Source organism: Streptomyces sp. NPDC059373 (assembly GCF_042751495.1).
In the GTDB taxonomy this organism is placed as follows: Bacteria; Actinomycetota; Actinomycetes; order Streptomycetales; family Streptomycetaceae; genus Actinacidiphila.
This window is the reverse complement of sequence record NZ_JBHYXC010000036.1, coordinates 1-25,905: the sequence shown is the minus strand read 5'-3', so window position 1 is coordinate 25,905 and position 25,905 is coordinate 1. Positions and strand designations below refer to the sequence as shown.

Below are 25,905 nucleotides of genomic sequence, written 5' to 3'. Positions count from 1 at the left end.
TCCGCCGTCACTACCAGCTGGCGTGCAGCGGCTTGCCCTCGGCGTATCCGGCGGCGCTCTGGATGCCGACGACGGCCTTCTCCTCGAACTCCGCCAGCGAGGCGGCGCCCGCGTACGTGCAGGAGCTGCGCACCCCGGCGATGATCGAGTCGATCAGGTCCTCGACGCCGGGCCTGGCCGGGTCCAGGAACATCCGCGAGGTGGAGATGCCCTCCTCGAACAGCCCCTTGCGGGCCCGGTCGTACGCGGACTCCTCGCTGGTGCGGTTGCGTACGGCACGGGCCGAGGCCATGCCGAAGCTCTCCTTGTACAGCCGGCCGTCGGCGCTCTGCTGCAGGTCGCCCGGGGACTCGTACGTCCCCGCGAACCACGAGCCGATCATGACGTTGGACGCGCCCGCGGCGAGCGCCATCGCGACATCGCGCGGGTGCCGGACACCGCCGTCGGCCCAGACGTGCTTGCCGTGCTTCTTCGCCTCGGCGGCGCACTCCATGACGGCGGAGAACTGCGGGCGGCCCACACCGGTCATCATGCGGGTGGTGCACATGGCGCCCGGTCCGACGCCGACCTTGATGATGTCGGCGCCGGCCTCGACGAGGTCGCGTACGCCGTCGGCGGCCACGATGTTGCCGGCCACGACCGGCACCTGCGGGTCGAGGCCGCGCACGGCGCGCACCGCGGCGAGCATCGACTCCTGGTGGCCGTGCGCGGTGTCGACGACGAGGGTGTCCACGCCCGCGTCGAGGAGCTGCTTGGCCTTGCCCGCCACGTCGCCGTTGATGCCGACGGCGGCGGCGATGCGCAGCTTGCCGTCCTTGTCGACGGCGGGCTGGTAGAGGGTGGCGCGCAGCGCGGCCTTGCGGGTGAGGATGCCCACGAGCCGCCCGTCCGCGCCGATGGCGGGGGCGAGCTTGCGGTGGGCGTCCTCGAGGCGGTTGAAGGCCTCGCGGGGGTCGATGTCCGCGTCCAGCAGGAGCAGGTCCCGGGACATGACCTCCGACACCTGGGTGAAGCGGTCCACGCCGGTCAGGTCGTGCTCGGTGACGATGCCGAGCGGGCGCCCGTCCTCCACCACGACGCCCGCGCCGTGCGCCCGCTTGAACAGCAGCGACAGCGCGTCGGCGACGGTGGCGGTCGGTGCCAGCGTGATCGGGGTGTCGAGGACCAGGTGGCGTTCCTTGACCCAGCTGACCACCTCGGTGACCACGTCGATCGGGATGTCCTGCGGGATCACCACCAGGCCGCCGCGCCGGGCGACGGTCTCCGCCATGCGGCGGCCCGCGATGGCGGTCATGTTCGCCACCACCAGCGGGATCGTCGTACCCGTGCCGTCGGGGGACGAGAGGTCCACGCCCTGACGGGATCCCACCGCCGAGCGGCTGGGGACCATGAAGACGTCGTCGTACGTCAGGTCGTACGGAGGCTTTACATCATTGAGGAAACGCATGCCAACTCTCTCACCTGCGAATTTACGGGGTGGCGGGTGGGGAGTCAGCACCCGGTCCGGCCGCGGCTCCTACGCCATCATCCCCGATGTCACCACCTCCTGGCGAACCACCGCCGCCATGTGTGTGCCTTCCACCAGCTACGGGGCGGCCCGCTTGTCGGTTCAGCCAAAGGATCGGCCGGCCGGTTGCAGGCCTGCGTAGACGCCGCCGCGGCGCAGCAGGTCCTCATGGGTGCCGACCTCGGCGATCCGGCCCGCGTCCATGACCACGATCCGGTCGGCGCCCTGGATCGTGGAGAGCCGGTGGGCGACGACGAAGACGGTGCGGCCCCGGACGAGGCGGGCGAGGGCCTGCTGGACCAGGGCCTCGGAACGGGTGTCGAGGGCCGACGTGGCCTCGTCCAGGATGAGGATCCGGGGATCGCGGATGAGGGCGCGGGCGATCGCGAGGCGCTGCTTCTGGCCGCCGGACAGGCGTGCGCCCCGTTCCCCGACGACGGTGTCCAGGCCCTGCGGCAACTGCTCGACGAACTCCAGGGCGTTGGCGTCGCGCAGCGCGTCGCGCACCCGGTGCTCGTCGGTGTCGGCCATGCCGTAGGTGACGTTCTCGCGGATGGAGCCCTCGAAGAGGATCGACTCCTGCGGGACGACCGACAGGAAGCGGCGGTAGCTGCGCAGGTCGAGGGTGGCCATGTCCGTGCCGTCGAGCATGATGCGCCCGGACGTCGGCCGGATGAAGCCGATGAGGAGGTTCAGCACGGTGGACTTGCCCGCACCGGAGGCGCCGACCAGCGCGACGGTCTCGCCGGGGCGGGCGCTGAGGCTGAAGTCCTCGACGGCCGGGCCTGCCGTGCCCTCGTACGAGAATCCGGCGTCCTCGAAGTCGATGCGGCCCCGGACCTGCTCGACCTGTGCCTTGCCGGCGTTGTTCTCCAGGTCGGGCGCCTGGAGCACCTCGCCCGCGGAACGCACCGACTCCAGGGCCCTGCTGATGACGGGGGTGAGGCCGAGCAGGGTGGTCACCGAGCCGGTGAGGACGGTGAAGAAGGCGCTGAGCATGACGACGTCGCCCGCGGTGATGGGCAGCCAGCCGTGGTACGAGACCAGTGCTGATCCGGCGAGGCAGGCCACGCCCAGCGTGTTGAGCAGGATCCAGGCGAGCGCGCCGAACCGGCCGTTGACCAGATCGAGGCGCAGGCCGGCGACGAAGACCTGGCGCAGCGATCCGTCGACCCGGCGCAGTGCCGCCCGCTCCAGGCCGTGGGCCCGGGTGATGGGGATCAGGCTGGTCATCTCGCCGACCCGGGAGGAGAGCCGCTCCACCTCCTGGCGGAAGGACTCGTTGTGACTGCGCAGCCGGCCCCGCAGCCGCATCACCAGCACCCCGGCCACCGGCACGACGACCAGGAAGACCGGCAGGAACGACGGCACGCGCACGCCGATGACGACGAGCCCGCCGATCAGGGTGGTGACCGCGGCCAGGCCCATGTCGGCGCACTGCTGGATCCCCTGCTCGATCGTCTCCACGTCCCTGATCACCTTGGCCTGCAGCACCCCCGCGCTGGTCCGGGCGTGATAGCCGATGGAGAGCTGCTGCATACGGCGGCAGAGCGCGTCGCGCAGAGCCGTCCCCATGCGCCGGACGCTGCTGCCCACGCACCGCACGTACAGCAGGTGCAGCGGGTAGTTGAGCAGCAGGATGACGAGCAGCGCTCCCGCGTTGAGCCACAGGTCGGACTCCGGGCCGTGCTGGACGACGACGTCGATGACGTTGGCGGTGATGAGCGGAAGCAGCCATACGGGGCTGTGTTTGACGACGAAGGCGGCGATGGCCACAAGCAGTCGGCCCCGGTCGGGCCGGAAGAGATAGCCGAGCGTACGCACCGGGTGCTCACCCCGGTAGCGGTGATCCAGAGTGCCGAACTGCTGCCGAGGAGCCGAAACCGGTCGCTGCATGAGGACAGCCAAACCCGTCGCCAGGCGGCCCGCAACCCCCCCTGATCCTGGGTCACTTTGGCGCCCTGGTCATCGACCCTCTCCGGCCGAGGGCCGGTTGTGCATGCTCTGCACCACGCACGGCGATCCGCAGCGCGTCCCGGCCGTCGTCGAGGCGATGCGTGAGCAGCGCGCGGACGCCGTCATCGTGGTCGGCGGCGCCTGGGAGGACAGGGCCTGCCAGAGCCGCAGGACGCACTTCGCGAACGCCCTGGACCGGGCCACCGTCGTGGAGTACGACAATGAGGGCGGCGCCTTCGCCATGACCACGCACCTGCTCAGCGCGGGCACCAGCGCGTCGCCTACCCGGGCAGGGTGCCGGGGCTGTCCACCAGCATCCGGCGCGTCAGCGGCGTCACTCGCGCCCACGCGATGCCCGGGCGTCGGCCTGGACCCGGCAGGAAATCGTTCTCTGGGTGCGAGGCCACTGCCCCTGCGCTGCAGCTGGTTCGAAATACCGTGCACACGCAGGGAAGTTGTCCGTGCCGGAAGATTCCCATGCACGACACCTTGCCCGGCGGGAGGCGCGGGCCTAGCTTCCATAGAGAACGTTTTCTACGACCGCCGAGGCGAAGGAACGGGAGAGCGACGTGACCGACTCCAGGGCCGTCATCACGGTCGACGCCTCGGCGGCGGGGGTGCCGATCAGTCCGGACCTCTTCGGGATCTTCTTCGAGGACCTCAACCACGCGGCGGACGGGGGCCTGTACGCGGAACTGGTCCAGAACCGTTCGTTCTCCTACTCCGGCGCCGACCGGGCCGGCTGGCACGCGCTCACCGCATGGGAACCGGTGTGCCTCGGCGGCGCCGAGGCCGGCGTCACCATCGGCACGGACCGGCCACCGCACCCCAACAGCCCGCACCACGCCGAGGTGCGCGTCACCGAGCCCGGTGGCGGCGCCGGCCTGCGCAACGGCGGCTTCGACGGGATCGCGGTCACGGCCGGCGAGCAGTACAACGTCCGCGTCCTGGCCCGCCGAGCCGTCGGTGGGCCGGCCGCGCTCACGGTGAGGCTGGAGAGCGCGGCCGGTGCCGCCCAGCACGGCGAGGCGGCGCTCGGCCCGGTCACCTCGGACGAATGGACCTGGTACACCGCGACCCTCGAAGCCGCTTCGACGGACCCCGACGCGCGCTTCACCCTCCTGACCCACACCCGCGGGGTCCTGCACCTGGCCTTCGTCTCGCTGCTCCCCCGGGCGACCTTCCGGGACCGGCCGAACGGCATGCGCGCCGATCTCGCACAGGCGATCGCCGACCTGCAGCCGAAGTTCGTACGGTTCCCGGGCGGCTGCGTCGCCCACGGCCTCGGCCTGGACACCATGTACCGCTGGAAGGACACCGTCGGCCCCCTGGAGTGGCGGCGCACCCAGCCGAACCTGTGGGGCTACCACCAGTCGGCGGGGCTCGGCTACTTCGAGTACTTCCAGTTCTGCGAGGACATCGGTGCCAAGCCGCTCCCCGTCGTCGCCGCCGGGGTCTGCTGCCAGAACGCCCCGGGCGGTCAACAGGCCGTCCCCGAGGAGGACATGCCGCTGTACGTCCAGGAGGTGCTGGATCTCGTCGAGTACGCCAACGGGCCCCCGGACTCACCCTGGGGAGCCGTGCGAGCGGCCGCCGGCCACCCCGAGCCGTTCGGTCTCGCGTACCTGGGGGTGGGCAACGAGGACCAGATCACCCCCGAGTTCCGGGAGCGCTTCGACCTGGTCCACGCGGCGCTGCGCGAGCACCATCCGGAGATCACCGTGATCGGCACGACCGGACCGGCCCCGGTGGGCGCGGAGTGGGAGCAGGGCTGGGAGTTGGCGCACAAGCTCGATGTGGAGATCGTCGACGAGCATTCCTACAAATCCCCGCGCTGGTTCCTGGAGAACACCCGCCGCTTCGACGCGCTGGACCGCTCGGGCCCCGAGCTCTACGTCGGCGAGTACGCCGCCCGGGGCAACACCATGCTCTGCGCCCTCGCGGAGGCCACGTACATGATCGCCATGGAGCGCGCGGGCGACGTGGTCCGGCTCTCCTCCTACGCCCCGCTGCTGGCCAAGGTGGGCAACACCCAGTGGGTCCCCGACCTGATCTACTTCGACAACGCACACGTCCACAAGACGCTCAACTACCACGTCCAGCGGATGCATTCGTCGAACTCCGGCGACAGCAGCCTGCCGGTGACCGTCTCCGGCGGCCCCAGCGGCCCCGCCGAACCGCGGGCGGACCGGCACGGCATCTCGCTGGGCACCTGTGCCACCCGGGCGGAGTTCGCCGACGTCAGGATCGACGGCCGGCCCGCCGACGGCTGGGAACCCCGGGCCGGGGAATGGGAGTTCGCCGGCGGGGTGCTGCGCCAGACCGGCGACGACCCCGAGGCGCTGTCGGTCCTGGCGTCGGCGGCCCCGGCCGGGGACTGCGTGGTCACCCTGCGGGCGCGGCGGACCGGCGGCGCAGAGGGCTTCGTCATCGGCTTCGGGCGGACGGCCGAGGGCGACCACTACCAGTGGAACCTCGGCGGCTGGCGGAACCGCTCGCTCACCCTCCAGCGCAGCGACGACGGCTTCCTTCACGACCTCGCCGACCCGGTGCCGCATCCCATGGAGACCGGCCGCTGGTACGACGTCCGGGTCGAGCTGAGCGGCAGCCGTGTCCGCTGCCTCCTCGACGGGCGGCCGGTCCACGACCTCGAGGACGTGCGGCACGAACCGGAGCGGTTCGCGGTCTCCTCGGTCCGTGACAGCCGGACCGGGGATGTCATCGTCAAGGTGGCCAACACGACGCCCAGCGCGGTGACCACGACCGTCGATCTGCACGACGCCGGTCCGCCGCTTCGGGTCACCGCGACCGTCCTGGCGGCCGCCCCGGGTGACGGCGAGCCCTTCGCCCCCGCCCCGGCCGAGCCCCACACCGTCACCCTGTCGCCCTCGGGACCGGTCGAGCACGAACTCCCGCCGTACTCCTTCACCGTCATCCGTGCGGTGCGGCACCGCGCTTCGTAGCGCGCACGCCCGTCCATCGATCCATCGGCCCGATCCCGTTCGCCCTGCCGGTCCTACCTCGCCGACGAGGCGTAAGCCCTCAGCACGCGCTGGAGCGCGGGCATCCGTCGTCGGCTTCGCCGCCACCACCGAGGGAGCCGACAGCGGCCTCGAGGGCGGCGAAGCCGTCGTCGCCCAGCGGCTGGGTGATCCGCCGGCGCACTGCCTCCGCGAGCACCCCGACAGCGGCGGAGGCGGTGCGCCGGCCCAGCTCCGTCAGGGCGGCGAAGGTGACGCGGCGGTCCGTACGGGACGGGCGACGCTCGACCAGACCGGCGTCGGCGAGGCGGTCGACCACTCCCGTGGTTCCCGCGGTGGAGAAGCCGAGGAGCTCGGAGAGCTGCCGCATCGGGGCCGCCTGCTCCGGGGACTCGGCCAGGAAGCAGAGCACGTGGAGCTCCGACGGCGGCATGCCGACCTCGTCATGGACGTCGGCCAGCAGTTGGTCGGTGATCCGACGGAGGCCACTGTCGATGACGCGCCAGCGGCGGAGCAGCTCGACCTCCTCGGCCCCCGGACAGACCCCTGCCCCGTCGTCCAGCCGCGTCGGCTGCCCCATGTCCGGCTCCCGTCCTGTTCGTCTTGTGCGAGGTCATCGCCCTTGCCGAGGGTAACTCAGCGAGCTATTATCTCGGCAGCTACCTAATAGATATCTTTTCATTGAAAACTAAAGCGGGCTCGCGTTGTGCTCGCCCGTATCACGGAAGGCACGATCGACCATGTCCGACACCACCGCTGGTTCCCGGCACGCCATACCCCTGACCGACGTCGCCCCCGGCCGCTGGACCCTCGATCCGGCCGGCTCCTCGGTCGCCTTCGAGCACAAGTCGATCTGGGGCCTGGTCAACGTCAAGGGCACCTTCACCAAGATCAGCGGAGAGGGTGAGGTGCTCCCCGGCGGTTCCGCCCACGGCACCGTGACGATCGACACCGCTTCCGTGGACACCCAGCACAAGAAGCGCGACATCCACCTGCGCTCCGCCGACTTCTTCGACGTGGACACGCACCCGTCGATCACCTTCACCGCGACCAGCGTCTCCGCGGGCGGCAAGGGGACCGTCGAGGTCTCGGGCGAACTGACGGTGACCGGCACCAGCCGTCCGCTGGCCTTCACCGCCGAGGCCACCGAGGTCACGGCGGACGCGGTCACGCTCACCGCCGGCCTCACCGTCAACCGCAAGGACTTCGGCCTGACGTGGAATCAGCTCGGCATGCTGAAGGACATCTCGACCCTCGCCATCACCGCGCGCTTCACCCGCCTGCCCGCGTGATCCGGGCTCCGGGGCACCGCATGAGCGGAGCATGCCCGCCCCGGACCACCGGCCCGGCCGCGGCCCCCTCACAAGGGGCCGTCGCCGGGCTCACTGCTGTCCGCCGCCTGCCGGTTCCTCCAGGAGGACGGCGACGCGCGCGCCGTCACTGACCGCGTCCGCGAGGATCTGCTCGGCGATGACCCAGTCGTGCGGGTGCTCCGCCGCGTACTCCTGCCACCCCTGTACGAGCACGAGCCATCCGGCGGCGTCCTGCTCCGGCCACCAGCTCGGGTCGCCGAGGCACTCGTCCAGGGCGTCCCAGTTGCGCCCGAAGTAGTCCGGCAGCCGCAGCGCCGTCGCACACCGGTCCATGAACCCCGGCTTGTCCCGCACCCCGGCCAGGTCGAGCAGGTCCGTACGCCACCCGGCCGCCCGCGCCGCCTCCTGCGCCTTCGCGGCCGGCAGCTCCGCCACGGACCAGGGCAGCACGGCGGGCGGCGCGCTGCCGTCGAGCACGGCGAGCAGGGCCTTCGTCATCGCAGTACCGCCTTGAAAGAGCCGTAGTGGTCGTCGGTGTAGTAGAACTCGCCACCCTCGCCCGTCACCAGGCGGCGGGCGCCGCGGTCGCGCTCCCCCGGGGTGCGCACCGTGTACTCGTGGTAGTAGCCGCGCTTCCGGCCGGGCAGCAGCCCCTCGAAGTTGCCGAAGACGGCGCCGTCCTTGGCGTACGGGAACGGGCCGCCCGCCTCGATCAGCTTCAGCGTCGCGCGTGCCTCGGCGGGGAGCTGCGCTTCGGTGACCGTCGCGATAGCGGTCGAGGTCGTGGCGGCCGTCGGGCCGGCGCCGGTGTCGCCGCCCTGTGCGGCGCAGCCGCCGAGCAACAGCACCAGGCACGCCAGCAGGGCGCCGAGCGCGGACCGTGGGGACATGCGGCGATGCTCCCACAGGGCCGGCGGCGAGGGCCGTTACGACCCGTCGGGGTCGGTGCGGTCGAGGGCGGCCCGCGACAGCGGATCGGTGGAATGCAGAAGGTAATCCGCTGCCGCGGTGTCGGTGACGAGGCTGGTGACCAGGCCGGACCGAAGCACTGCGTCGATGGCGCCGCCCTTGCGGCGGCCGCCCGCGATGGCGAGCACTTCGGGGATCCGGCGCAGCCGGTCCGCCTCGATGGTGATGCAGCGTTCGCCGAGGTCGCGGCCGACGCGGCGGCCCTGGGCGTCGAAGAGGTGGGAGGACATCTCGGCAGCGACGCCGAGAGAGGCGTAGTGCTCGCGTTCCTCGTCGGTCAGGGCGTCGTGCACCGTGGAGATGCCCGCCTCCCAGGAGCCGACCGAGACGACGGCGACGGTGACCTTGTCGAAGTAGCTCATGGCGGCGGCGATGCCACTCTGCGCGCGTAGGGCGGCCGCCGTCGTGGCGTCGCCGAGCACCATCGGGGCGTACATGGGGTGCGCCTCGCCACCGGAGACGGCGGCGGCGGTGCGGACGGCCTCGACGGAGCCGCGGTCGGCGGTGCCGGCGTCGTAGACACCGGTGAGCTGGACGACGGTGCAGGGGGGCAGCCGGTCGAGGGCGTTGGCCATGGTGATGATGGAGCGGCCCCAGGCGAGCCCGAGGACGTCGCCCTCGTTGACCAGTTCGCCGAGCAGGTCGGCGGCGACGGCGCCGAGGTTCTCGGGGTCGGGGCCGTCGCTCTCGTCGGCCGGGGACTCCACGACGACGGCGTGCCGGAGACCGTAGCGGGCACGAAGCGCGTCGGAGCGTTCGGCGTCGAGCTCGGCGGGGACGCGGATCTCGATGCGTACGAGATCACGCTCGAGGGCGGTCTCCAGGACCCGGGCCACCTTGAAGCGGCTCACGCCGAACTCCTCGGCGATCTGGATCTTGGATTTGCCTTCCAGGTAGAAGCGGCGAGCCATCGCTGCCGCCTGGACCATCTCTCCTGGGCCCATGCGCACCTGCGTGCGGCCTGTGGTCACGTCGCTCTCCCGTTTGCCCATCTGATCGGCTCCGCGCTCATCCTCGCACGATCGCGCGAGGTTACGGGCACGTAGCCCGTGTGGTCCGGTCTCAGTGGGCGCAGGCCGCCGCGGCCTGCTTACGCAAGCCACGTACCGCCTCCGCCGGGTCCTCCGCGCCGTACACGGCCGACCCCGCGACGAAGACATCGGCACCGGCCTCGGCACAGCGCTCGATGGTCGACGCGGAGACGCCGCCGTCCACCTGGAGCCACAGCTGGAGGCCGTGCCGGTCGATGAGGCGCCGGGCCCGGCGGATCTTCGGCAGCATGATGTCGAGGAAGGCCTGGCCGCCGAAACCGGGCTCGACGGTCATGATCAGCAACATGTCCAGCTCGGGCAGCAGGTCCTCGTACGGCTCGATCGGAGTGGCCGGCTTCAGCGCCATGGAAGCCCGCGCGCCCTGGGCACGGATCTCACGCGCCAGCCGCACGGGGGCGGCGGCGGCCTCGACGTGGAAGGTGACGGAGCCGGCGCCCGCCTCGATGTAGGCCGGGGCCCAGCGGTCCGGGTCCTCGATCATCAGGTGGCAGTCCAGCGGGGTCCGGGTCGCCCTGCTCAGCGCTTCGACGACCGGCACGCCGAGGGTGAGGTTGGGGACGAAGTGGTTGTCCATCACGTCGACATGGAGCCAGTCGGCGCCCTCTACCGCACGCGCTTCCTCGGCGAGGCGCGCGAAGTCGGCTGACAGGATGCTGGGGTTGATCTGCACGGCCATGTTCCCAGTATGGCGGTGCCGAGCGGTGGGCGACGCCACGGGTCACGGACGGGTCGCGGCTCGGCGAAGCACCCTGCGGCGCCAGGCCCCGCATGCCATGCTGAGGCGGAGAAACTGAGCACTCCTCGGGGGACGCCTACGACCAGGCGGAGGTGGCTGACGTGACGGATCCGGGCACTCCAGGAAATCCACGTACTCCAGGTGCGTCGGGCAGGGTGGCCCTGCTCGTCTGCGGCAGGCGCAGCAAGTGGGTCGTCCTCGCGCTGTGGATCATCCTGCTCGTGGTCGTGTCGCCGCTCGCACAGAAGCTCAACGACGCCGAGCAGAACGACGCGTCCTCGTGGCTGCCCGGCAGCGCGGAGTCCACGCAGGTGCTCAACCTGCAGAAGAGCTTCCTTCCCGACACCGCACCCGCCGTCGTGATCTACACCAGGCCCGACGGGCTGACCGCCGCCGACCGTACGAAGATCCAGGCCGACGCCGCCGACATCAAGGCCCTGACGCGGCACGGCATCTTCGGCTCGCGCACGCAGGGGCCGGTGTTCGACCGGCCGACCGACCCGCGCGCCGCGCAGCTGATCGTCCCCATCAGCGTCGACAAGGGCGGCTGGAACGGCATCGCCGACGCGGTCAAGGACATCCGGGGCACCGTCACGAAGGACACCGCCGGCCTCGACGTCCACATCACCGGCCCCGGCGGCTACGCCTCCGACTCGGCCGACGCGTTCTCCGGCATCGACGGCACCCTGCTGTACTCCGCACTCGGCGTGGTCATCGTCATCCTGCTCCTCACCTACCGCAGCCTGACCCTGCTGCTGGTGCCCGTGCTGTCGGTGATCGGCGCGCTCTTCACCGCCCAGGCCGCGATCTATCTGCTGGCCAAGCACGCAGGGCTGGTCGTCAACGCACAGAGCGCCGGAATCCTGACGGTGCTGGTCTTCGGCGCCGGCACGGACTACGCGCTGCTTCTGGTCGCCCGCTACCGCGAGGAACTGCGCCGCCACGAGGACCGGCACGAGGCGATGGCGCTCGCCCTGCACCGCGCCGGGCCCGCCATCATCGCGAGCGCGGCGACCGTCGCGGTCAGCATGCTCTGTCTGCTCTTCGCCGAGATGAACTCCACGTCGGGGCTGGGGCCGGTCGCCGCGATCGGTATCACCATCGGCGTCACCGCGATGCTGACGCTCTTCCCGGCGCTGCTGGTCATCGTCGGGCGCTGGGTCTTCTGGCCCGCCATCCCGCACGTCGGCTCCGCCGAGCCGACCCGCACCGGAGTGTGGGCGCGGGTGGGCCGTCGTATCGACCGCCGGCCGCGCGCGGTGTGGGTGACGACCGCGCTGATCCTGGCGGTCCTCTCCCTGGGCCTCATCACCCTCAAGGCGGCCGGCCTCACCAACGCCCAGAGCTACACCGGCAAGCCGGACTCCGTGGCCGGGCAGGAGGTCCAGGCCCGCTACTTCGCGGCCGGCGCCGGCCAGCCGCTCGTCGTCATCACCAAGGCCGGCGCGGCCGCCCAGGTCAAGGCCTCCCTGGCGTCCGTGAAGGGCGTCGCCCCTGGCTCGGTGGGTACGCCACCCGGGGCGCCCGCCGAGAAGAACGGCCTGGTCTACCTGGAAGCCACCACCACGGCCGCCCCCGACAGCCAGGCCGCCAAGGACACCGTCCACCGTGCCCGCGACACCCTCCACGCCATCCCCGGCGCCGACGCCAAGGTCGGCGGCGGCACCGCCACGGTCGTCGACGCCAACGCCGCCTCCCAACGCGACAGCGAGCTGCTCATCCCGCTGATCCTGGTCGTGGTGATGATCATCCTCGCCCTGCTGCTGCGGGCGCTGATCGCCCCGCTGGTGCTCATCGGCACCGTCGTACTGTCCTTCGCGGCGGCCCTCGGCGTCAGCACGCTGGCCTTCCGGCACGTCTTCGGCTTCGAGGGCGAGGACACCGCGTTCCCGCTGTTCGTGTTCGTCTTCCTCGTCGCCCTCGGCATCGACTACAACATCTTCCTCATGACCCGCATCCGCGAGGAGACCGCCCACGCCGGCACCCGCCAGGGCACCCTCACCGGCCTCGCCGCCACCGGCGGCGTCATCACCTCCGCCGGCCTCGTCCTCGCCGGCACCTTCGCCGCCCTCGCCACCCTCCCCATCGTCGGCTTCGCCGAAATGGGCTTCGCCGTCGCCTTCGGCGTCCTCCTCGACACCTTCATCGTCCGCTCCGTCCTCGTCTCCTCCCTCACCCTCGACCTCGGCCCCCGCGTCTGGTGGCCCAGCCACCTCGACCGGACCGCGCCCGGTGCCACGACGCCCGAGCCCGCGCGTGCGCCGGTCGACGACCCCGAGCCCCGCTGACCGCCCCGGCGGGGGGGGATCCCCCCACCCCGCCCCTTCCCGTCAACCGACGACGAGCCGGAACTCGGCCAGCCAGGCAAGCAGTTCCCCACGGCTCGTCCGGGCCAGCCGCCCCCCGGTGAAGCGCGGATCGGCTGTCACCTCGGCAACGACCTCGATGCCCGGCGTAAAGGCCGGCATCTCCGCGTCCGTCCCGAACTCCGCCTCCGCGAGCACCAGCCCGTGCAGCGGCGGCTCGAAGACGTCCACCCCGAACGGCGGCAGGCTGTGCCGCGCCTTGCGCAGCGTCGCCGCCGGGAGCGCGGCCAGCACGTCGTACTCGGCCCGTGACAGGTACGTGTTGGTGATCAGCCCCTGGACCGGCCCGGGCCGGTCCGCCGGGATCTTCTGCGTGAACTTGTACTCGCGCGCGCCTGTCCCCTCATCCGTGATCTGCCGCAGCCGCAGGCGCGTACCGGTGACGTACCGGTCGACGATGGAGCGCGCGGCGCCCGACGGCGTGCCGTCGGGGAGACCCGCCAGCAGGAAGCGGCGCTCCCGCTCCACCCTGGCGTACTTGCCGCTCACGCCTCAGGCCGTACGGCGCAGCAGCGCCAGGTACATCGCGTCGGTGCCGTGGAGGTGGGGCCAGAGCTGGACGTCGGGGCCGTCGCCGAGGTCGGTGACGCCGGGCATGAGGGGGCGGGCGTCGACCCAGTCGGCCGACGCGTCGCGGAGGACGTCCTCGACGACGGCGCGGGTTTCGGCGGGGTGGGGGGAGCAGGTGGCGTAGGCGACGACGCCGCCGACCCGGACGGCACGGAGGGCCTGGGTGAGCAGGCCGCGCTGGAGGGGGGCGAAGCCGGGGAGGTCCTCGGCGCGGCGGCGCCAGCGGGCTTCGGGGCGGCGGCGGAGGGCGCCGAGGCCGGTGCAGGGGACGTCGACGAGTACGCGGTCGAAGCCGGCCTCGGCCCAGGCGGGGCGGGTGCCGTCGGCGACGATGACCTGGTAGGGGCCGGGGTTGCCGGCGAGCGCTCGGGCGACGAGCCGGGCGCGGTGCGGCTGCTTCTCGGAGGCGACCAGCACCGCACCGCGCTGGGTGGCGAGCGCGGCCAGGAGCGCCGCCTTGCCGCCGGGGCCGGCGCAGCCGTCCAGCCAGAGGGCGTCGCGGCCTTCCAGTGGTGCGGCGGCCAATGCGGCGGCCACGAGCTGGCTGCCCTCGTCCTGAACGCCGGCCCGGCCCTCGCTTACCGCCTCGACGCCCGACGGGTCGCCGCCCTCCGCGAGCCGGACGGCGTACGGGGACCAGCGGCCCGGCACGGTCGCCTCGGGCGGGAGCGAGTCGGCGAGCTCCTGCGCCGTTGACCGGCCGGGGCGGGCGACGAGGGTGACCTCGGGCCGCTCGTTGTCGGCGGCCAGCAGCTCCTCGATGCCGGCGCGGCCGCCGCCGAGGGCGTCCCAGAGTGCGGAAACGATCCAGCGGGGGTGGGAGTGGACGACGGCCAGATGGTCCTCGGGGTCGTCGTCGTACGGCGGGGCGACCTGCTCCAGCCACGCGTCGAGGTCCTGCGCCGCGATCCGCCGCAGCACGGCATTGACGAACTTCGACCGCCCGTCGCCGAGTACGACCCGGGCCAGCTCCACCGTCGCCGACACCGCGGCATGGCTCGGGATCCGCGTCCCGAGCAGCTGGTGCGCGCCCAGCGCCAGGACGTCCAGCACCGGCGGGTCCACCTCGCGCAGCGGCCGGTCGACGCAGGCCGCGATCACCGCGTCGTACGTCCCCTGCCGCCGCAGCGTCCCGTAGACCAGCTCCGTGGCCAGCGCCGCGTCCCGCCGGTCGAACTCCCGCCCCTTGCGCGTCGCTTCGGCCTCGGCCTCCCGCAACAGCGACGGCAGTACGAGGTTCGCGTACGCGTCCCGCTCGTCGACCGCACGCAGTGCCTCGAAGGCCAGGATCCGCACGGGATCCCGCTGCGGACGGCGGTAGGGCCGGCCCTGCGGCTTGCCTTGAGGCTTGCCCTGGGGATTGCCTTGGGGCTTTCCCTGGGGGGCGGGGCCGGTACGGCGGGGAGAGGCTGCGCTCACGTGAAAGGTGCTCCGGATCGGGGTGACGACGGCGACGGCCTGCGAAGGCCTGCGTACCAAGCCTACGGCGCGGCCACCGACGGCCCCTACTCCGCCTTCTCCCCCTGCTCCCCGGGCTCGCCCACCCGCTCGCCGGAGGCGATCCGTACGCCCCGTGCCCAGTCGGCGGCGGCCATCCGCTTCTTGCCCTGCGGCTGGACGTCGCCGAGCCGTACGGCGTAGCTGCCGGTGCCGACGTAGACCGCGTTCTTGGCGACCTCCAGCTCGCCGGGGGCCAGCTCGCGCCGGTCGGGGCGCAGGGTGACCGGCCCGACCTTGAGCCGCTCGCCGTGGAAGAGGGTCCAGGCGCCCGGCGCCGGGGTGCAGCCGCGTACCAGGCGGTCGACGCGGAGGGCGGGCGCCGTCCAGTCGATGCGGGCGTCGTCGACGGTGATCTTCGGGGCGAGGGTGATGCCCTCGGCGGGCTGCGGGCGGGCGACCAGCGTGCCGTCCTCGATGCCGTCCATGGTCGCGGTCAGCAGGCGGGCGCCGCTGTGGGCGAGCCGGGTCAGCAGGTCGCCGCTGGTGTCGGTGGGCCGGACGTCCTCCGTGACGACGCCGTAGACCGGCCCGGAGTCGAGGCCCTCCTCGATCAGGAAGGTCGACGCGCCGGTCACCTCGTCCCCGGCCATCACGGAATGCTGCACGGGGGCGGCGCCGCGCCAGGCCGGGAGTAGCGAGAAGTGCAGGTTGATCCAGCCGTGCGCCGGGATGTCGAGCGCGGCCTTCGGCAGCAGCGCGCCGTACGCGACGACCGGGCAGGCGTCCGGGGCGATCTCGCGCAGCCGGGCCAGGAAGTCCTCGTCACGGGGCCGTCGCGGCTTGAGCACCTCGACGCCGGCCTCCTCCGCCCGCTGCGCGACCGGGCTCGCGAGGAGCTTGCGTCCCCGCCCCGCCGTCGCGTCGGGCCGGGTGACCACGGCGACGACCTCGTGCCGGTCGGAGGCCAACAGAGCGTCCAGGGCGGGGACGGCGACCTCGGGGGTGCCGGCGAAGACGAGCCTCATGGAGTGTGTGGTGCCTTTCGGTGCGGCGGAGCGGTGGCGAAGCCTTGGCGATACGGAAAGTCAGAGCGCGCGGCCGAAGGTTCAGAGCGCCCGGCCGAAGGTGCTGTGCGGCGAGATCCTGACCTGCGGCACACTCTGTCCCGCCCACTCCGCGTCACGGATCGCCTTCATCGCCGCCTTGCGCTGCTCCGTGTCGAGCCGGTCGATGAAGATGATGCCGTCCAGGTGGTCGGTCTCGTGCTGGATGCAGCGCGCGAGCAGCTGCGTGCCCTCGATCGTGACGGGGTCGCCGTACATGTTGAAGCCCTTGGCGACCACGCCGTACGCCCGCTTGCAGTCGTAGGTGAGCCCCGGCAGTGACAGGCAGCCCTCCGGGCCGTCCTGCTCGTCCTCGCTGAGGCTGAGGTCCGGGTTGACCAGGTGGCCGAGCTCGCCCTCGACGTAGTACGTGAACACCCGCAGCGATACGCCTATCTGAGGTGCCGCCAGGCCGGCGCCGGGGGCGTCCTGCATGGTCTCGGACAGATCCCTGACGAGGGTACGGAGTTCCTTGTCGAAGACGGTGACAGGCTGCGCCGCCATGCGCAGCACCGGGTCTCCGAAGAGGCGGATCGGCTGGACGGACACGCGGCGGACTCCCGTGGTCATGGGCGGATCGGGGGACAGCGACCCAGTCTATGGGGTCCGGCTACGGCGTCGGCGGTACGGCGACAGTGGGGGCGTGCGCGCGATCGTGCGCCCCCTGTGAGAGGTGGTGCGCCCCCAGCTGCGTGACCCGCAGGGAGGCTGGCGCGTTGGTCAAAGGAGATTGACCGAAATCGGGCCGATAAGGACGGTCCGTTCCATGCCGGAGCCGGTTCGAGAGGCTTTTTGATGCCCGAACACGCAACGCACGACGCCCAGGCACGGGCAAGCCTGCACCTGCTGGTGCGGGACATCGAGAGGGTCCGCCGCCAAGTGGACGCCCTGCGGACCCTCACCGCCCAACTGGGCAACGTCTACCGTCCGCGGCGCAGCGGTCCCGCCGCCGGATTCGTCGTCTACGGCCGCGCCCCCGCCCCCACGGTCCGGCTCGCGCAGGAGCTCCGGGACAGCGTCGAGACCCTGGTCACGGCGGCCGTCGAGTTCGACCGCTCGCTCGGTTTCTCGTGGGACGCGGTGGGCTCCGCCCTCGGGGTGACCAAGCAGGCCGTGCACCGCCGCTACGGGGCGCGCCGGACCTCCTCCGCCCCCGGTACGGACGACACCGCGGCAGCCGTGATCGCCGCCGCTCCGGCCGTCCCCGTGGTGCCCGTGGTCCCTGCCGCCCGTTCGGTACCGTCCCACGACGAAGCCCTCCCCGGCGCGGTCCCCGGCCCCCGCACCGGCGGAACCCGCACCGGCTGATCCCGTACGCCGCGCACCCGCCCCGCCGCCCGCCACGCCGACAGGCGGGACGCCGGGGCGGTGGCATGTCCGGCGCCGCCGTCAGCCGATGCCCGGCGGCCGTCCGTCAGCCGATGCCCGGCGGGTCGCCGTCAGCCGATGTCCGGCGGGTCGATCCGCACCCGCACCGGGTCGGCCTCCTTACGCGCGATGCGTGCCGTCTGCGCCGCCTTCAGCGCACTCGCCAGCGCGGCCCCACTGCCCTGGCGCACCCGGAGCAGCACCCGCTCCCACTGCTCGCCGGGCGGCGGGTCCCCGGGCCGCCGGGGCCGGCCGGGCTCGACGACGGGGATCGGCACCGGGCCGAGCACATCGGTACCCTCGGGCAGTTCGGCGGTGGCGACGAGGTCGGCGACGGCTGACGGACGGCCGGCGACCGCCGCCATCCTGGACACCGGGGGAAAGCCCAGCTCTGCGCGCTCCGCCAGCTCGCGCACGGCATGCCCTGCCGGGTCCCAGCGCACCAGCGCCTGCACCGGGCGCAGCGTCGGTTCGCCCAGGACGACCACCGTGCCGCCCTCCCCCGCGGGCCGCACCAGCGCGGCCGCGCCCGCCCAGCGCCGCAGCGCCTCCTCCCCCGCCCTCAGGTCGGGCCGGTTGAGCAACGCCCAGCCGTCGAGCAGCAGCGCCGCCGCATACCCCGGGCCCTCGGCGACCGGCTCGGCACCCGGCGTGGAGATCACCAGCGCGGGCGCGTCGGGCACCGACGCCAGCACCCCGTCCCGCCCGGACATGCGCACCGGCACCTTGGGGAAGGCCCGGCCCAGCTCGTCCGCTGTGCGGCGTGCGCCGACGACCTGGGCGCGCAGCCGGGAGCCGCCGCACTCATGGCACTGCCAGGCCGTCTCGATCCGCCCGCACCACCCGCACGTCGGCGCGCCGCCCCCTTCCCGCAGCTCCAGCGGCCCCGAACAGCCCCCGCACCGGGCGGTCTCCCGGCACCGCTCGCAGGCCAGCCCCGGTACGTATCCCCGGCGCGGCACCTGCACCAGCACCGGGCCGCGCGTCAGCGCCTCCTTCGTCACCTGCCACGCCAGGCTCGGCAGCCGTGCCGCCCGCGCCGCCCCGTCCCGCGCCTCGTCGTTCTCCCCGACCGTACGGATCAGCGGCGCGACGGCCCGCACCTGCTCGCGCGACGCCGTGATGGGCAGCGCCCACCGGGTGTCGACCAGCTGCGCCCCCTCCACGGTGCAGGTGAAGCCGCCCAGCAGAAATCCGGCCCGCTCCTCGGACGCCCGCAGCAGCAGCACCTCGCGGGCGTGCGGCTGCGGCGCGTGCTGCTCGGAGTGGCTGGAGTCGCCGTCGTCCCATATCGCGACCAGCCCGAGGTCGGCGACCGGCGCGAACATCGCGGCCCGGGTCCCCACCACCGCCCGCACCGCGCCCCGGCTCAGCGCCAGCCATCGCCGGTACCGCTCCTCCGGCCCGGCGTCGGCGGTCAGTACGACATGCCGCCCCTCCCCCAGCAGCCCGGTCAGCGCCGCGTCCACCCGGGCCGCCGCCCTGCCGTCCGGCACCACCGCCAGCGCCCCCCGCCCCGACACCAGCGTCGCCGCCATCGCCCGGGCCAGCTCCTCCGGCCACTGCGGCCCCGGCAACGCCGTCCACACCGCCCTCGGCGAATCCCCCCGCGCCAGCGCCTGCACAAACGCCGCCCCCGTCGGATACCGCCCCCAGCTCCCCGCCTCCGCAAGCGTGCCCGGCACCCCGGAGAACGCCGGCGCCGCGGCCGACGGCTCCGCCGCTGCCTCTGCCTCCGGCTTTGCCCGCCTCGGCGGCACCGCCAGCTGCACCACATCCGCCAGCGCCCCCGCATACCGGTCCGCCACCGCCCGGCACAGCCTCAGCAACGGCGGCGACAGCACCTGCTCCGGCGACAGCACCTGCGCCAACGGTGCCAACGGCCCCCGGTAGTCACTCTCCGCCAGCCGCGCCACGATGAACCCGTCGTGCAGCTCGCCGCCCTCCCGGCGCCCCTTCACCACCCTCGCCCCGAACCGCACCCGCACCCGCACCCCGGGCTGCGCCTGCTCGTCCATCGCCGCCGGCACCGCGTAGTCGAAGTACTGGTCCAGGTGCAGCAGCCCCTTGTCCACCAGCACCCGCGCCACCGGCAACCCCTCCGCCAGCGCCGCCCCCCGCCACGTCCGCGGCTTCGCCCTCGGCCCCTTCGCCTCGCGCACCGTCTCCCGTATGAGCGCAAGCTGCTCCCCCCCGGCGGCCTGATCCCCCGCCGGGGTCGCGTCCCGATCGTTCTCGCTGCTCACAGCCTCAGTGTTACCAGACGGCGCCGACAACGGGCGGCGGCATGGGTACGGCCCCGGACCTGAGGTCAGGTCCGGGGCCGTGAACAAGCGGGTTACAGGCCGACGGCCTTGCGCAGCGCCTCCACGCGGTCGGTGCGCTCCCACGTGAAGTCGGGCAGCTCGCGGCCGAAGTGGCCGTAGGCGGCGGTCTGGGCGTAGATGGGGCGGAGCAGGTCCAGGTCGCGGATGATGGCGGCCGGGCGGAGGTCGAAGACGGTGCCGATGGCCTGCTCGATCTTCTCGACGTCGACGGTGGCGGTGCCGAAGGTCTCGATGAAGAGACCGACGGGCTCGGCCTTGCCGATGGCGTAGGCGACCTGGACCTCGCAGCGGGAGGCGAGGCCGGCGGCTACGACGTTCTTGGCGACCCAGCGCATGGCGTAGGCGGCGGAGCGGTCGACCTTGGAGGGGTCCTTGCCGGAGAAGGCGCCGCCGCCGTGGCGGGCCATGCCGCCGTAGGTGTCGATGATGATCTTGCGGCCGGTGAGGCCGGCGTCGCCCATGGGGCCGCCGATCTCGAAGCGGCCGGTGGGGTTGACGAGGAGGCGGTAGCTGTCGGTGTCGAGCTTGATGCCCTGCTCGACCAGCGCCTTGAGCTCGGGTTCGACGACGAACTCGCGGATGTCGGGGGCGAGCAGCGAGTCGAGGTCGATGTCGCTCGCGTGCTGCGAGGAGACCACGACGGTGTCCAGCCGCACGGCCTTGTCGCCGTTGTACTCGATGGTGACCTGGGTCTTGCCGTCGGGGCGCAGGTACGGGATGGTCCCGTTCTTGCGGACCTCGGTGAGGCGCTTGGAGAGGCGGTGCGCCAGCGTGATGGGGAGCGGCATGAGCTCGGGGGTCTCGTCGGTGGCGTACCCGAACATCAGGCCCTGGTCGCCGGCGCCCTGCTTGTCGAGTTCGTCGTCCGTGTCACCCGAGGCGATGCCGCCCTCGACCCGCTTCTCGTACGCGGTGTCGACACCCTGGGCGATGTCCGGGGACTGCGCGCCGATGGAGACCGAGACGCCGCAGGAGGCGCCGTCGAAGCCCTTCTTCGACGAGTCGTAGCCGATCTCGAGGACCTTGTTACGGACCAGGGTCGCGATGTCGACGTACCCCTTGGTCGTGACCTCTCCGGCGACATGCACCAGGCCGGTGGTGATCAACGTCTCGACGGCGACGCGGGAGGTGGGGTCCTCCTTGAGGAGCGCGTCGAGGATCGTGTCGCTGATCTGGTCAGCGATCTTGTCTGGGTGTCCCTCGGTGACGGACTCCGAGGTGAACAGGCGGCGGGACACATCGCTCCCTGGGGTTGCAGCGGCTGCTGACTGAACATTTGGCGGCTCGCGCGGGGCTGCGCCCGGCGGTTCCGTGGCTAGTTTATCGTTCGAAGCGTTCTGGTGGACACGGGATCTCGTACCTTGGATGGCCGTGACCTGCGACACCGTGTTTTCACCGTAGGCCGAATGCGGCTGATCAGCCCAGGCGCCGCGCCACAAGGTCCCACACCAGTTCGGCAAGTGCCTCCTTGGGGCCGTACGGGACGGGGGTCTCGGAGCCGTCGGCGGCGAGGACGACGGCCTCGTTCTCCTCGGAGCCGAAGGCCTTGTGTTCGCCCACCTCGTTGACGACGAGCAGGTCGCAGCCCTTGCGGGCGAGCTTGGCGCGGCCGTTGGCGAGGACGTCGTCGGTCTCGGCGGCGAAGCCGACGACGATCTGCCCGGGATGCGGACGGTCGTGGGACAGCTCGGCCAGCACATCCGGGTTGCGTACGAGTTCCAGCGGGGCCGGCTCCTCGCCGTCCTTCTTCTTGATCTTGCCCTCGGCGTAGTGGGCGGGCCGGAAGTCGGCGACGGCGGCCGCCATCACGACCGCGTCGGCATCGGCGGCGGCCTTGAGCACGGCCTCGCGCAGCTGTACGGCGGTGCCGACCCGGACCACGTCGGCGCCGGCCGGGTCGGGGAGGGCGGTGTTCGCGGCGACGAGGGTGACCCGGGCGCCCCGGGCGAGGGCGACGCGGGCCAGCGCGTAGCCCTGCTTGCCGGAGGAGCGGTTGCCGAGGTAGCGGACCGGGTCGAGGGGTTCGCGGGTGCCGCCTGCGCTGACGACGACGTGCCGGCCGACCAGGTCCGGGGCGGCCGTGCCCCGGACCAGGACGCGGCGGCAGACCTCGAAGATCTCGCCGGGGTCGGGGAGGCGTCCCTTGCCGGTGTCGACGCCGGTGAGCCGGCCGACGGCGGGCTCGATGACGACGGCGCCGCGCCGGCGCAGGGTGGCGACGTTCTCCCGGGTGGCGGGGTGCTCCCACATCTCGGTGTGCATGGCCGGGGCGAACACCACCGGACATCGCGCCGTGAGGAGGGTGTTGGTGAGCAGGTCGTCGGCCAGGCCGTGGGCGGCCTTGGCGAGGATGTCGGCGGTGGCGGGGGCGACCACCACGAGGTCGGCGTGCTGGCCGATCCGTACGTGCGGGACCTCTTCCACGCCGTCCCACACCCGGGTGGTGGCCGGGTGGCCGGACAGCGCCGACCACGTGGCCTCGCCGACGAAGTGCAGCGCCGACTCGGTGGGCACCACCCGTACGTCGTGTCCGGACTCGGTGAACCGCCGCAGCAGCTCGCACGCCTTGTACGCGGCGATCCCGCCGCTCACCCCGAGGACGACCTGTGGCTTAGTCATGTGTCTATGACACACCACGGGCCCGGCCGTTTGACGGCCGGGCCCGTGGTGGCAGCTCCGAAGGGCTGGAAAGGACTACTGCGCGGGGCCCTCGACGGCCTCGGAGGTCAGCAGACCCGCGTTGATCTCGCGAAGGGCGATCGACAGCGGCTTCTCGTGGACGTGGGTGTCCACCAGCGGGCCGACGTACTCCAGCAGGCCTTCACCGAGCTGCGAGTAGTACGCGTTGATCTGACGCGCACGCTTGGCCGCGTAGATCACGAGGCTGTACTTCGAGTCCGTGGCCTCGAGCAGCTCGTCGATCGGCGGGTTGATGATGCCCTCGGGCGTGGAGATGGAAGAGGACACGCTCTACCTTCCGATAAAAGGGAAAAAGATTCGGAGTCAGACAACTCCCATCAAGGCTAGCAGCTCGCGGGCTACATCCTCGACGGAGGTGTTGACAAGGGTTACGTCGAACTCGGACTCGGCGGCCAGTTCGACCCGGGCGGCCGCCAGCCGTCGCTCGATCACCTCGGGGGACTCGGTGCCCCGGCCGGTGAGCCGGCGTACGAGCTCCTCCCACCCCGGGGGCGCCAGGAAGACCAGCTGGGCCTCCGGCATGGCCTTGCGGACCAGCCGGGCGCCCTGCAGGTCGATCTCCAGCAGCACCGGCACACCGGCGTCGAGCTTTTCCAGCACGGCCCGGCGCGGGGTGCCGTAGCGGTTCCCCGCGAACTCCGCCCACTCCAGCAGTTCCCCGTTGGCGACGAGCTTGTCGAACTCGTCGTCGTCCACGAAGTAGTACTGGACCCCGTGCTTCTCACCGGGGCGCGGCTTGCGGGTGGTGGCCGACACCGAGAGCCAGACCTCGGGGTGGACTTTGCGCATATGGGCGACGACCGTGCTCTTGCCGACCCCGGAGGGGCCGGAGAGCACGGTCAGCCGCGGACGATCCATCATGGAGCGATTATCCCCGGTCCCGGAGGTTCGCGGGACCGCTGGGGACATCAGGCAGCCGGGCTGCCGAACTCGCGCTCCAGGGACGCGATCTGGTTGGAACCCAGCCCGCGGACCCGGCGGCTTTCGGAAATGCCGAGCCGCTCCATGATCTGCTTGGCGCGGACCTTGCCCACGCCGGGCAGGGACTCCAGAAGGGCGGAGACCTTCATCTTGCCAATGACGTCATTCTCCTGGCCCGACTTGATGACCTCATGCAGCGAGGCGCCGGAGTGCTTGAGCCGATTCTTGACCTCGGCGCGCTCCCGGCGAGCCGCGGCGGCCTTTTCGAGCGCGGCAGCGCGCTGTTCAGGGGTAAGGGGCGGAAGAGCCACGCCTACGTCACCTCGGAAGTAGAACTGTCGGATACGGACCGGTGTGGAACCTAGTCGCCCCCGACCTGCAGGGGCAACGTGAAACGCGCACGTTGCGCGCTCTCGTCGGAGACTAGCGGCCGAAGCGCTCACAGTCAGCGCAAACAAGAAGAAAAGTCCTGGTCAGCCTCACCCGACCAGGACTTTTGGGACAAATCACCGCAGGTTTGTGGCCTACTTGACGGATTCGGCCACTTCTGCTGCCTCCCGGGCGGCCGATTCCCGCAGCGCGGCGACCGACGGACCGTGCCGCAGGACACTCCGGCTGAAGCTCGGAAGAACATCGCGGACGGCGGCGCCGAAGATCCGCGGCAGATCGGCCGCGGTGGCGCCCTGAGCCCCCATACCCGGGGCCAGCAGGGGCCCGTTGACCGCCAGCTCCACCCCCGCCTCGGCGAGCGTCGCACCCACCACGGCGCCGACGGAGCCGAGCGGCGTGGCCCCCCGGTTCTCCTCCGCGATGTGGTCCAACATCACCTGTGCGAGTGACCTGCCGTCGGGCGTGGCGGCCCGCTGCACCTCGGCGCCCTCCGGATTGGAGGTCAGCGCGAGCACGAACACCCCCGCCCCGCTGATCCGGGCGGCGTCCAGCGCCGGGCGCAGCGAGCCGAAGCCGAGGTAGGGGCTGACGGTGACCGCGTCCGAGAACAGCGGCGAGTCCTTGTCGAGGTAGGTCGCGGCGTAGGCGGCCATGGTCGAGCCGATGTCGCCGCGCTTCGCGTCCATCAGCACCAGCGCGCCGGCCTGCCGCGCGTCCGCCACCGCCCGCTCCAGTACGGCGATGCCGCGCGACCCGAAGCGCTCGAAGAAGGCGCTCTGCGGCTTCAGCACGGCAACCCGGTCGGCCAGCGCCTCGACCACGGTGTACGTGAAGCGCTCCAGGCCCGCCACGTCGTCGCCGAGACCCCAGGAGGCCAGCAGCGAGGCGTGCGGGTCGATGCCCACACACAGCTGCCCGCGCGTGTCCATGGCACGGCGCAGCCGGGCGCCGAAGGGCTCGAGGTTCTCGGGACTCTCCCAGGTCATGCGGCCTTCTCCTTACGGACGGCGGCGCCGACGGCGTCGGCGAGGGTGTCGTACGGGCTCTCGGCGAGACGGGCGGCCAGGCCCCGGTGGATACGGCGGCACCACAACGGGCCCTCGTAGATGAAGGCGCTGTAGCCCTGCACCAGCGTGGCACCGGCGAGGACGCGCTGCCAGACGTCCTCGGCGCTCTCCACGCCGCCGACGCCGACCAGGGTGATCCTGTCTCCCACGCGGGCGTACAGGCGGCTCAGCACCTCCAGCGAGCGGGCCTTGAGTGGCGCGCCGGACAGCCCGCCGGTCTCCTTGACCAGGGACGGGTCCGAGGACAGCCCGAGGCCCTCGCGGGCGATGGTGGTGTTGGTCGCGATGATCCCGTCCAGGCCCAGCTCCACGGCGAGGTCCGCGACCGCGTCCACGTCCTCGTCCGCGAGGTCCGGTGCGATCTTGACCAGCAGCGGCACCGCGCCGGCGGCGGCCTTCACCCCGGTCAGGAGCGGCCGCAGATGGTCGACCGCCTGAAGGTTGCGCAGGCCGGGTGTGTTCGGCGACGACACGTTGACGACCAGGTAGTCCGCGTGCGGGGCGAGCCACTCGGCCGACGTCACGTAGTCGGCGACCGCTTCCGCCTCCGGGGTGACCTTCGTCTTCCCGATGTTGACGCCCACGACCGGCTTGAAGACCGGCTTACGCGCCCCGAGCCGGACCGCGACGGCCGCCGAGCCCTCGTTGTTGAAGCCCATCCGGTTGATCAGCGCCCGGTCGGCCACCAGACGGAACAACCGCTTCTTCGGATTGCCCGGCTGGGGCTGCGCGGTGACCGTGCCGATCTCGACATGGTCGAACCCCAGCATGGCGAGGCCGTCGATGCCGACCGCGTTCTTGTCGAACCCGGCGGCCAGCCCGAACGGCCCGTGCATCCGCAATCCGAACGCCTCCGTGCGCAGCGCCGCGTGGCGCGGCGCGAGGACGGCGGCGGTGAGGGTGCGCAGCACCGGGATGCGGGCGGCGAGCCGGATCCAGCCGAAGGCGAGGTGGTGCGCCCGTTCGGGGTCGATCCGGCGGAAGACCAGCTTGAAGAGGAGGGAGTACATGCGGGTTGGTTCTGCCTGTCGGTTGTGGCTGTCGCGAGCCGTCTGCGGGCCGGTGGCCGGGGTTTTCTCTCCCCGCACCCGCCCCTTCCCGAAACCGGGGGCTCCGCCCCGGGCCCCGAGGGCCAGGGG

At 72.3% G+C, this 25,905-nt stretch carries 24 protein-coding genes; 4 read left to right on the top strand and 20 right to left on the bottom strand.

Features of this window, described 5'->3' with window-relative positions; translation table 11 throughout:
• Positions 1 to 10: 10 nt before the first annotated feature.
• From ACFXJ5_RS32550 to ACFXJ5_RS32540, 3 genes are all read right to left on the bottom strand, one after another.
• Positions 11 to 1,447: a GuaB1 family IMP dehydrogenase-related protein gene (locus ACFXJ5_RS32550; protein ID WP_384639146.1), complete on the bottom strand. Its 1,437-nt coding sequence runs from the start codon at positions 1,445 to 1,447 to the stop codon at positions 11 to 13.
• Positions 1,448 to 1,609: 162 nt separating this feature from the next.
• Positions 1,610 to 3,403: an ABC transporter ATP-binding protein gene (locus tag ACFXJ5_RS32545; RefSeq protein WP_384639143.1), complete on the bottom strand. Its 1,794-nt coding sequence runs from the start codon at positions 3,401 to 3,403 to the stop codon at positions 1,610 to 1,612.
• A 69-nt stretch (positions 3,404 to 3,472) separates the two neighbouring features.
• Complete coding sequence (locus ACFXJ5_RS32540) at positions 3,473 to 3,706, bottom strand: hypothetical protein (RefSeq protein WP_384639140.1); 234 nt, start codon at positions 3,704 to 3,706, stop codon at positions 3,473 to 3,475.
• A gap of 326 nt (positions 3,707 to 4,032) precedes the next feature.
• Between ACFXJ5_RS32540 and ACFXJ5_RS32535 the strand changes: the two genes are divergently transcribed.
• Positions 4,033 to 6,426: an alpha-L-arabinofuranosidase C-terminal domain-containing protein gene (locus tag ACFXJ5_RS32535; RefSeq protein ID WP_384639138.1), complete on the top strand. Its 2,394-nt coding sequence runs from the start codon at positions 4,033 to 4,035 to the stop codon at positions 6,424 to 6,426.
• A gap of 79 nt (positions 6,427 to 6,505) precedes the next feature.
• Here ACFXJ5_RS32535 and ACFXJ5_RS32530 read toward each other — a convergent pair whose 3' ends face one another.
• Positions 6,506 to 7,024 carry a MarR family winged helix-turn-helix transcriptional regulator gene (locus tag ACFXJ5_RS32530; RefSeq protein WP_384639135.1) on the bottom strand — a complete coding sequence of 173 codons (519 nt, stop codon included), beginning with the start codon at positions 7,022 to 7,024 and terminating at the stop codon, positions 6,506 to 6,508.
• 160 nt (positions 7,025 to 7,184) lie between these two features.
• Here ACFXJ5_RS32530 and ACFXJ5_RS32525 point away from each other — a divergent pair, with 160 nt between their 5' ends.
• Positions 7,185 to 7,736 carry a YceI family protein gene (locus ACFXJ5_RS32525; RefSeq protein WP_384639132.1) on the top strand — a complete coding sequence of 184 codons (552 nt, stop codon included), beginning with the start codon at positions 7,185 to 7,187 and terminating at the stop codon, positions 7,734 to 7,736.
• A 90-nt stretch (positions 7,737 to 7,826) separates the two neighbouring features.
• Here the strand turns inward: ACFXJ5_RS32525 and ACFXJ5_RS32520 are convergent, their stop codons facing one another.
• The 4 genes from ACFXJ5_RS32520 to rpe all read right to left on the bottom strand — a co-directional run bounded on the left by ACFXJ5_RS32520 (position 7,827) and on the right by rpe (position 10,454).
• Positions 7,827 to 8,255: a barstar family protein gene (locus ACFXJ5_RS32520; protein ID WP_384639129.1), complete on the bottom strand. Its 429-nt coding sequence runs from the start codon at positions 8,253 to 8,255 to the stop codon at positions 7,827 to 7,829.
• Positions 8,252 to 8,647, bottom strand: a complete 396-nt coding sequence (locus ACFXJ5_RS32515; RefSeq protein ID WP_384639126.1) for a ribonuclease domain-containing protein — start codon at positions 8,645 to 8,647, stop codon at positions 8,252 to 8,254. The genes ACFXJ5_RS32520 and ACFXJ5_RS32515 overlap by 4 nt, the downstream gene beginning before the upstream one ends.
• 36 nt (positions 8,648 to 8,683) lie before the next feature.
• Positions 8,684 to 9,718 (bottom strand): sugar-binding transcriptional regulator, encoded by a 1,035-nt coding sequence (locus ACFXJ5_RS32510; protein ID WP_384639123.1) that lies wholly within the window; start codon positions 9,716 to 9,718, stop codon positions 8,684 to 8,686.
• Positions 9,719 to 9,788: 70 nt separating this feature from the next.
• Positions 9,789 to 10,454: a ribulose-phosphate 3-epimerase gene (gene rpe / locus ACFXJ5_RS32505; RefSeq protein ID WP_384639120.1), complete on the bottom strand. Its 666-nt coding sequence runs from the start codon at positions 10,452 to 10,454 to the stop codon at positions 9,789 to 9,791.
• 215 nt (positions 10,455 to 10,669) lie between these two features.
• Here rpe and ACFXJ5_RS32500 point away from each other — a divergent pair, with 215 nt between their 5' ends.
• The gene (locus ACFXJ5_RS32500) at positions 10,670 to 12,802 is read left to right on the top strand and encodes an MMPL family transporter (RefSeq protein ID WP_384639117.1); all 2,133 of its coding nucleotides are present in this window, start codon (positions 10,670 to 10,672) and stop codon (positions 12,800 to 12,802) included.
• A 42-nt stretch (positions 12,803 to 12,844) separates the two neighbouring features.
• Here the strand turns inward: ACFXJ5_RS32500 and ACFXJ5_RS32495 are convergent, their stop codons facing one another.
• From ACFXJ5_RS32495 to def, 4 genes are all read right to left on the bottom strand, one after another.
• Entirely contained in the window at positions 12,845 to 13,369 is a 525-nt protein-coding gene (locus ACFXJ5_RS32495) for a hypothetical protein (RefSeq protein WP_384639115.1), read from the bottom strand.
• 3 nt (positions 13,370 to 13,372) lie between these two features.
• Positions 13,373 to 14,746, bottom strand: a complete 1,374-nt coding sequence (locus ACFXJ5_RS32490) for an RsmB/NOP family class I SAM-dependent RNA methyltransferase (RefSeq protein ID WP_384639259.1) — start codon at positions 14,744 to 14,746, stop codon at positions 13,373 to 13,375.
• Between the two features lie 209 nt (positions 14,747 to 14,955).
• Positions 14,956 to 15,915, bottom strand: coding sequence for a methionyl-tRNA formyltransferase (gene fmt / locus ACFXJ5_RS32485; RefSeq protein WP_384639112.1), 960 nt, complete (start codon positions 15,913 to 15,915; stop codon positions 14,956 to 14,958).
• A gap of 81 nt (positions 15,916 to 15,996) precedes the next feature.
• The gene (gene def / locus ACFXJ5_RS32480) at positions 15,997 to 16,563 is read right to left on the bottom strand and encodes a peptide deformylase (protein ID WP_459253996.1); all 567 of its coding nucleotides are present in this window, start codon (positions 16,561 to 16,563) and stop codon (positions 15,997 to 15,999) included.
• 225 nt (positions 16,564 to 16,788) lie between these two features.
• Between def and ACFXJ5_RS32475 the strand changes: the two genes are divergently transcribed.
• Positions 16,789 to 17,301, top strand: coding sequence for a hypothetical protein (locus ACFXJ5_RS32475; RefSeq protein WP_384639109.1), 513 nt, complete (start codon positions 16,789 to 16,791; stop codon positions 17,299 to 17,301).
• Between the two features lie 131 nt (positions 17,302 to 17,432).
• Here ACFXJ5_RS32475 and ACFXJ5_RS32470 read toward each other — a convergent pair whose 3' ends face one another.
• The 8 genes from ACFXJ5_RS32470 to ACFXJ5_RS32435 all read right to left on the bottom strand — a co-directional run bounded on the left by ACFXJ5_RS32470 (position 17,433) and on the right by ACFXJ5_RS32435 (position 25,776).
• A complete protein-coding gene (locus ACFXJ5_RS32470; RefSeq protein WP_384639106.1) occupies positions 17,433 to 19,607 on the bottom strand; it encodes a primosomal protein N' in 2,175 nt (724 codons plus the stop codon).
• A gap of 92 nt (positions 19,608 to 19,699) precedes the next feature.
• Positions 19,700 to 20,926: a methionine adenosyltransferase gene (gene metK / locus ACFXJ5_RS32465; protein ID WP_384639104.1), complete on the bottom strand. Its 1,227-nt coding sequence runs from the start codon at positions 20,924 to 20,926 to the stop codon at positions 19,700 to 19,702.
• A gap of 178 nt (positions 20,927 to 21,104) precedes the next feature.
• On the bottom strand, positions 21,105 to 22,307 hold the full coding sequence (gene coaBC / locus ACFXJ5_RS32460; protein ID WP_384639101.1) for a bifunctional phosphopantothenoylcysteine decarboxylase/phosphopantothenate--cysteine ligase CoaBC: 1,203 nt from the start codon (positions 22,305 to 22,307) through the stop codon (positions 21,105 to 21,107).
• Positions 22,308 to 22,382: 75 nt separating this feature from the next.
• Positions 22,383 to 22,655: a DNA-directed RNA polymerase subunit omega gene (gene rpoZ / locus ACFXJ5_RS32455; protein WP_006382157.1), complete on the bottom strand. Its 273-nt coding sequence runs from the start codon at positions 22,653 to 22,655 to the stop codon at positions 22,383 to 22,385.
• A gap of 36 nt (positions 22,656 to 22,691) precedes the next feature.
• Positions 22,692 to 23,249 (bottom strand): guanylate kinase, encoded by a 558-nt coding sequence (gene gmk / locus ACFXJ5_RS32450; protein WP_384639097.1) that lies wholly within the window; start codon positions 23,247 to 23,249, stop codon positions 22,692 to 22,694.
• A gap of 47 nt (positions 23,250 to 23,296) precedes the next feature.
• Positions 23,297 to 23,620, bottom strand: a complete 324-nt coding sequence (locus tag ACFXJ5_RS32445) for an integration host factor (protein WP_127358056.1) — start codon at positions 23,618 to 23,620, stop codon at positions 23,297 to 23,299.
• Positions 23,621 to 23,833: 213 nt separating this feature from the next.
• A complete protein-coding gene (gene pyrF, locus ACFXJ5_RS32440; protein ID WP_384639093.1) occupies positions 23,834 to 24,685 on the bottom strand; it encodes an orotidine-5'-phosphate decarboxylase in 852 nt (283 codons plus the stop codon).
• Entirely contained in the window at positions 24,682 to 25,776 is a 1,095-nt protein-coding gene (locus ACFXJ5_RS32435; protein WP_384639253.1) for a quinone-dependent dihydroorotate dehydrogenase, read from the bottom strand. The genes pyrF and ACFXJ5_RS32435 overlap by 4 nt, the downstream gene beginning before the upstream one ends.
• Between the last annotated feature and the right edge of the window lie 129 nt (positions 25,777 to 25,905).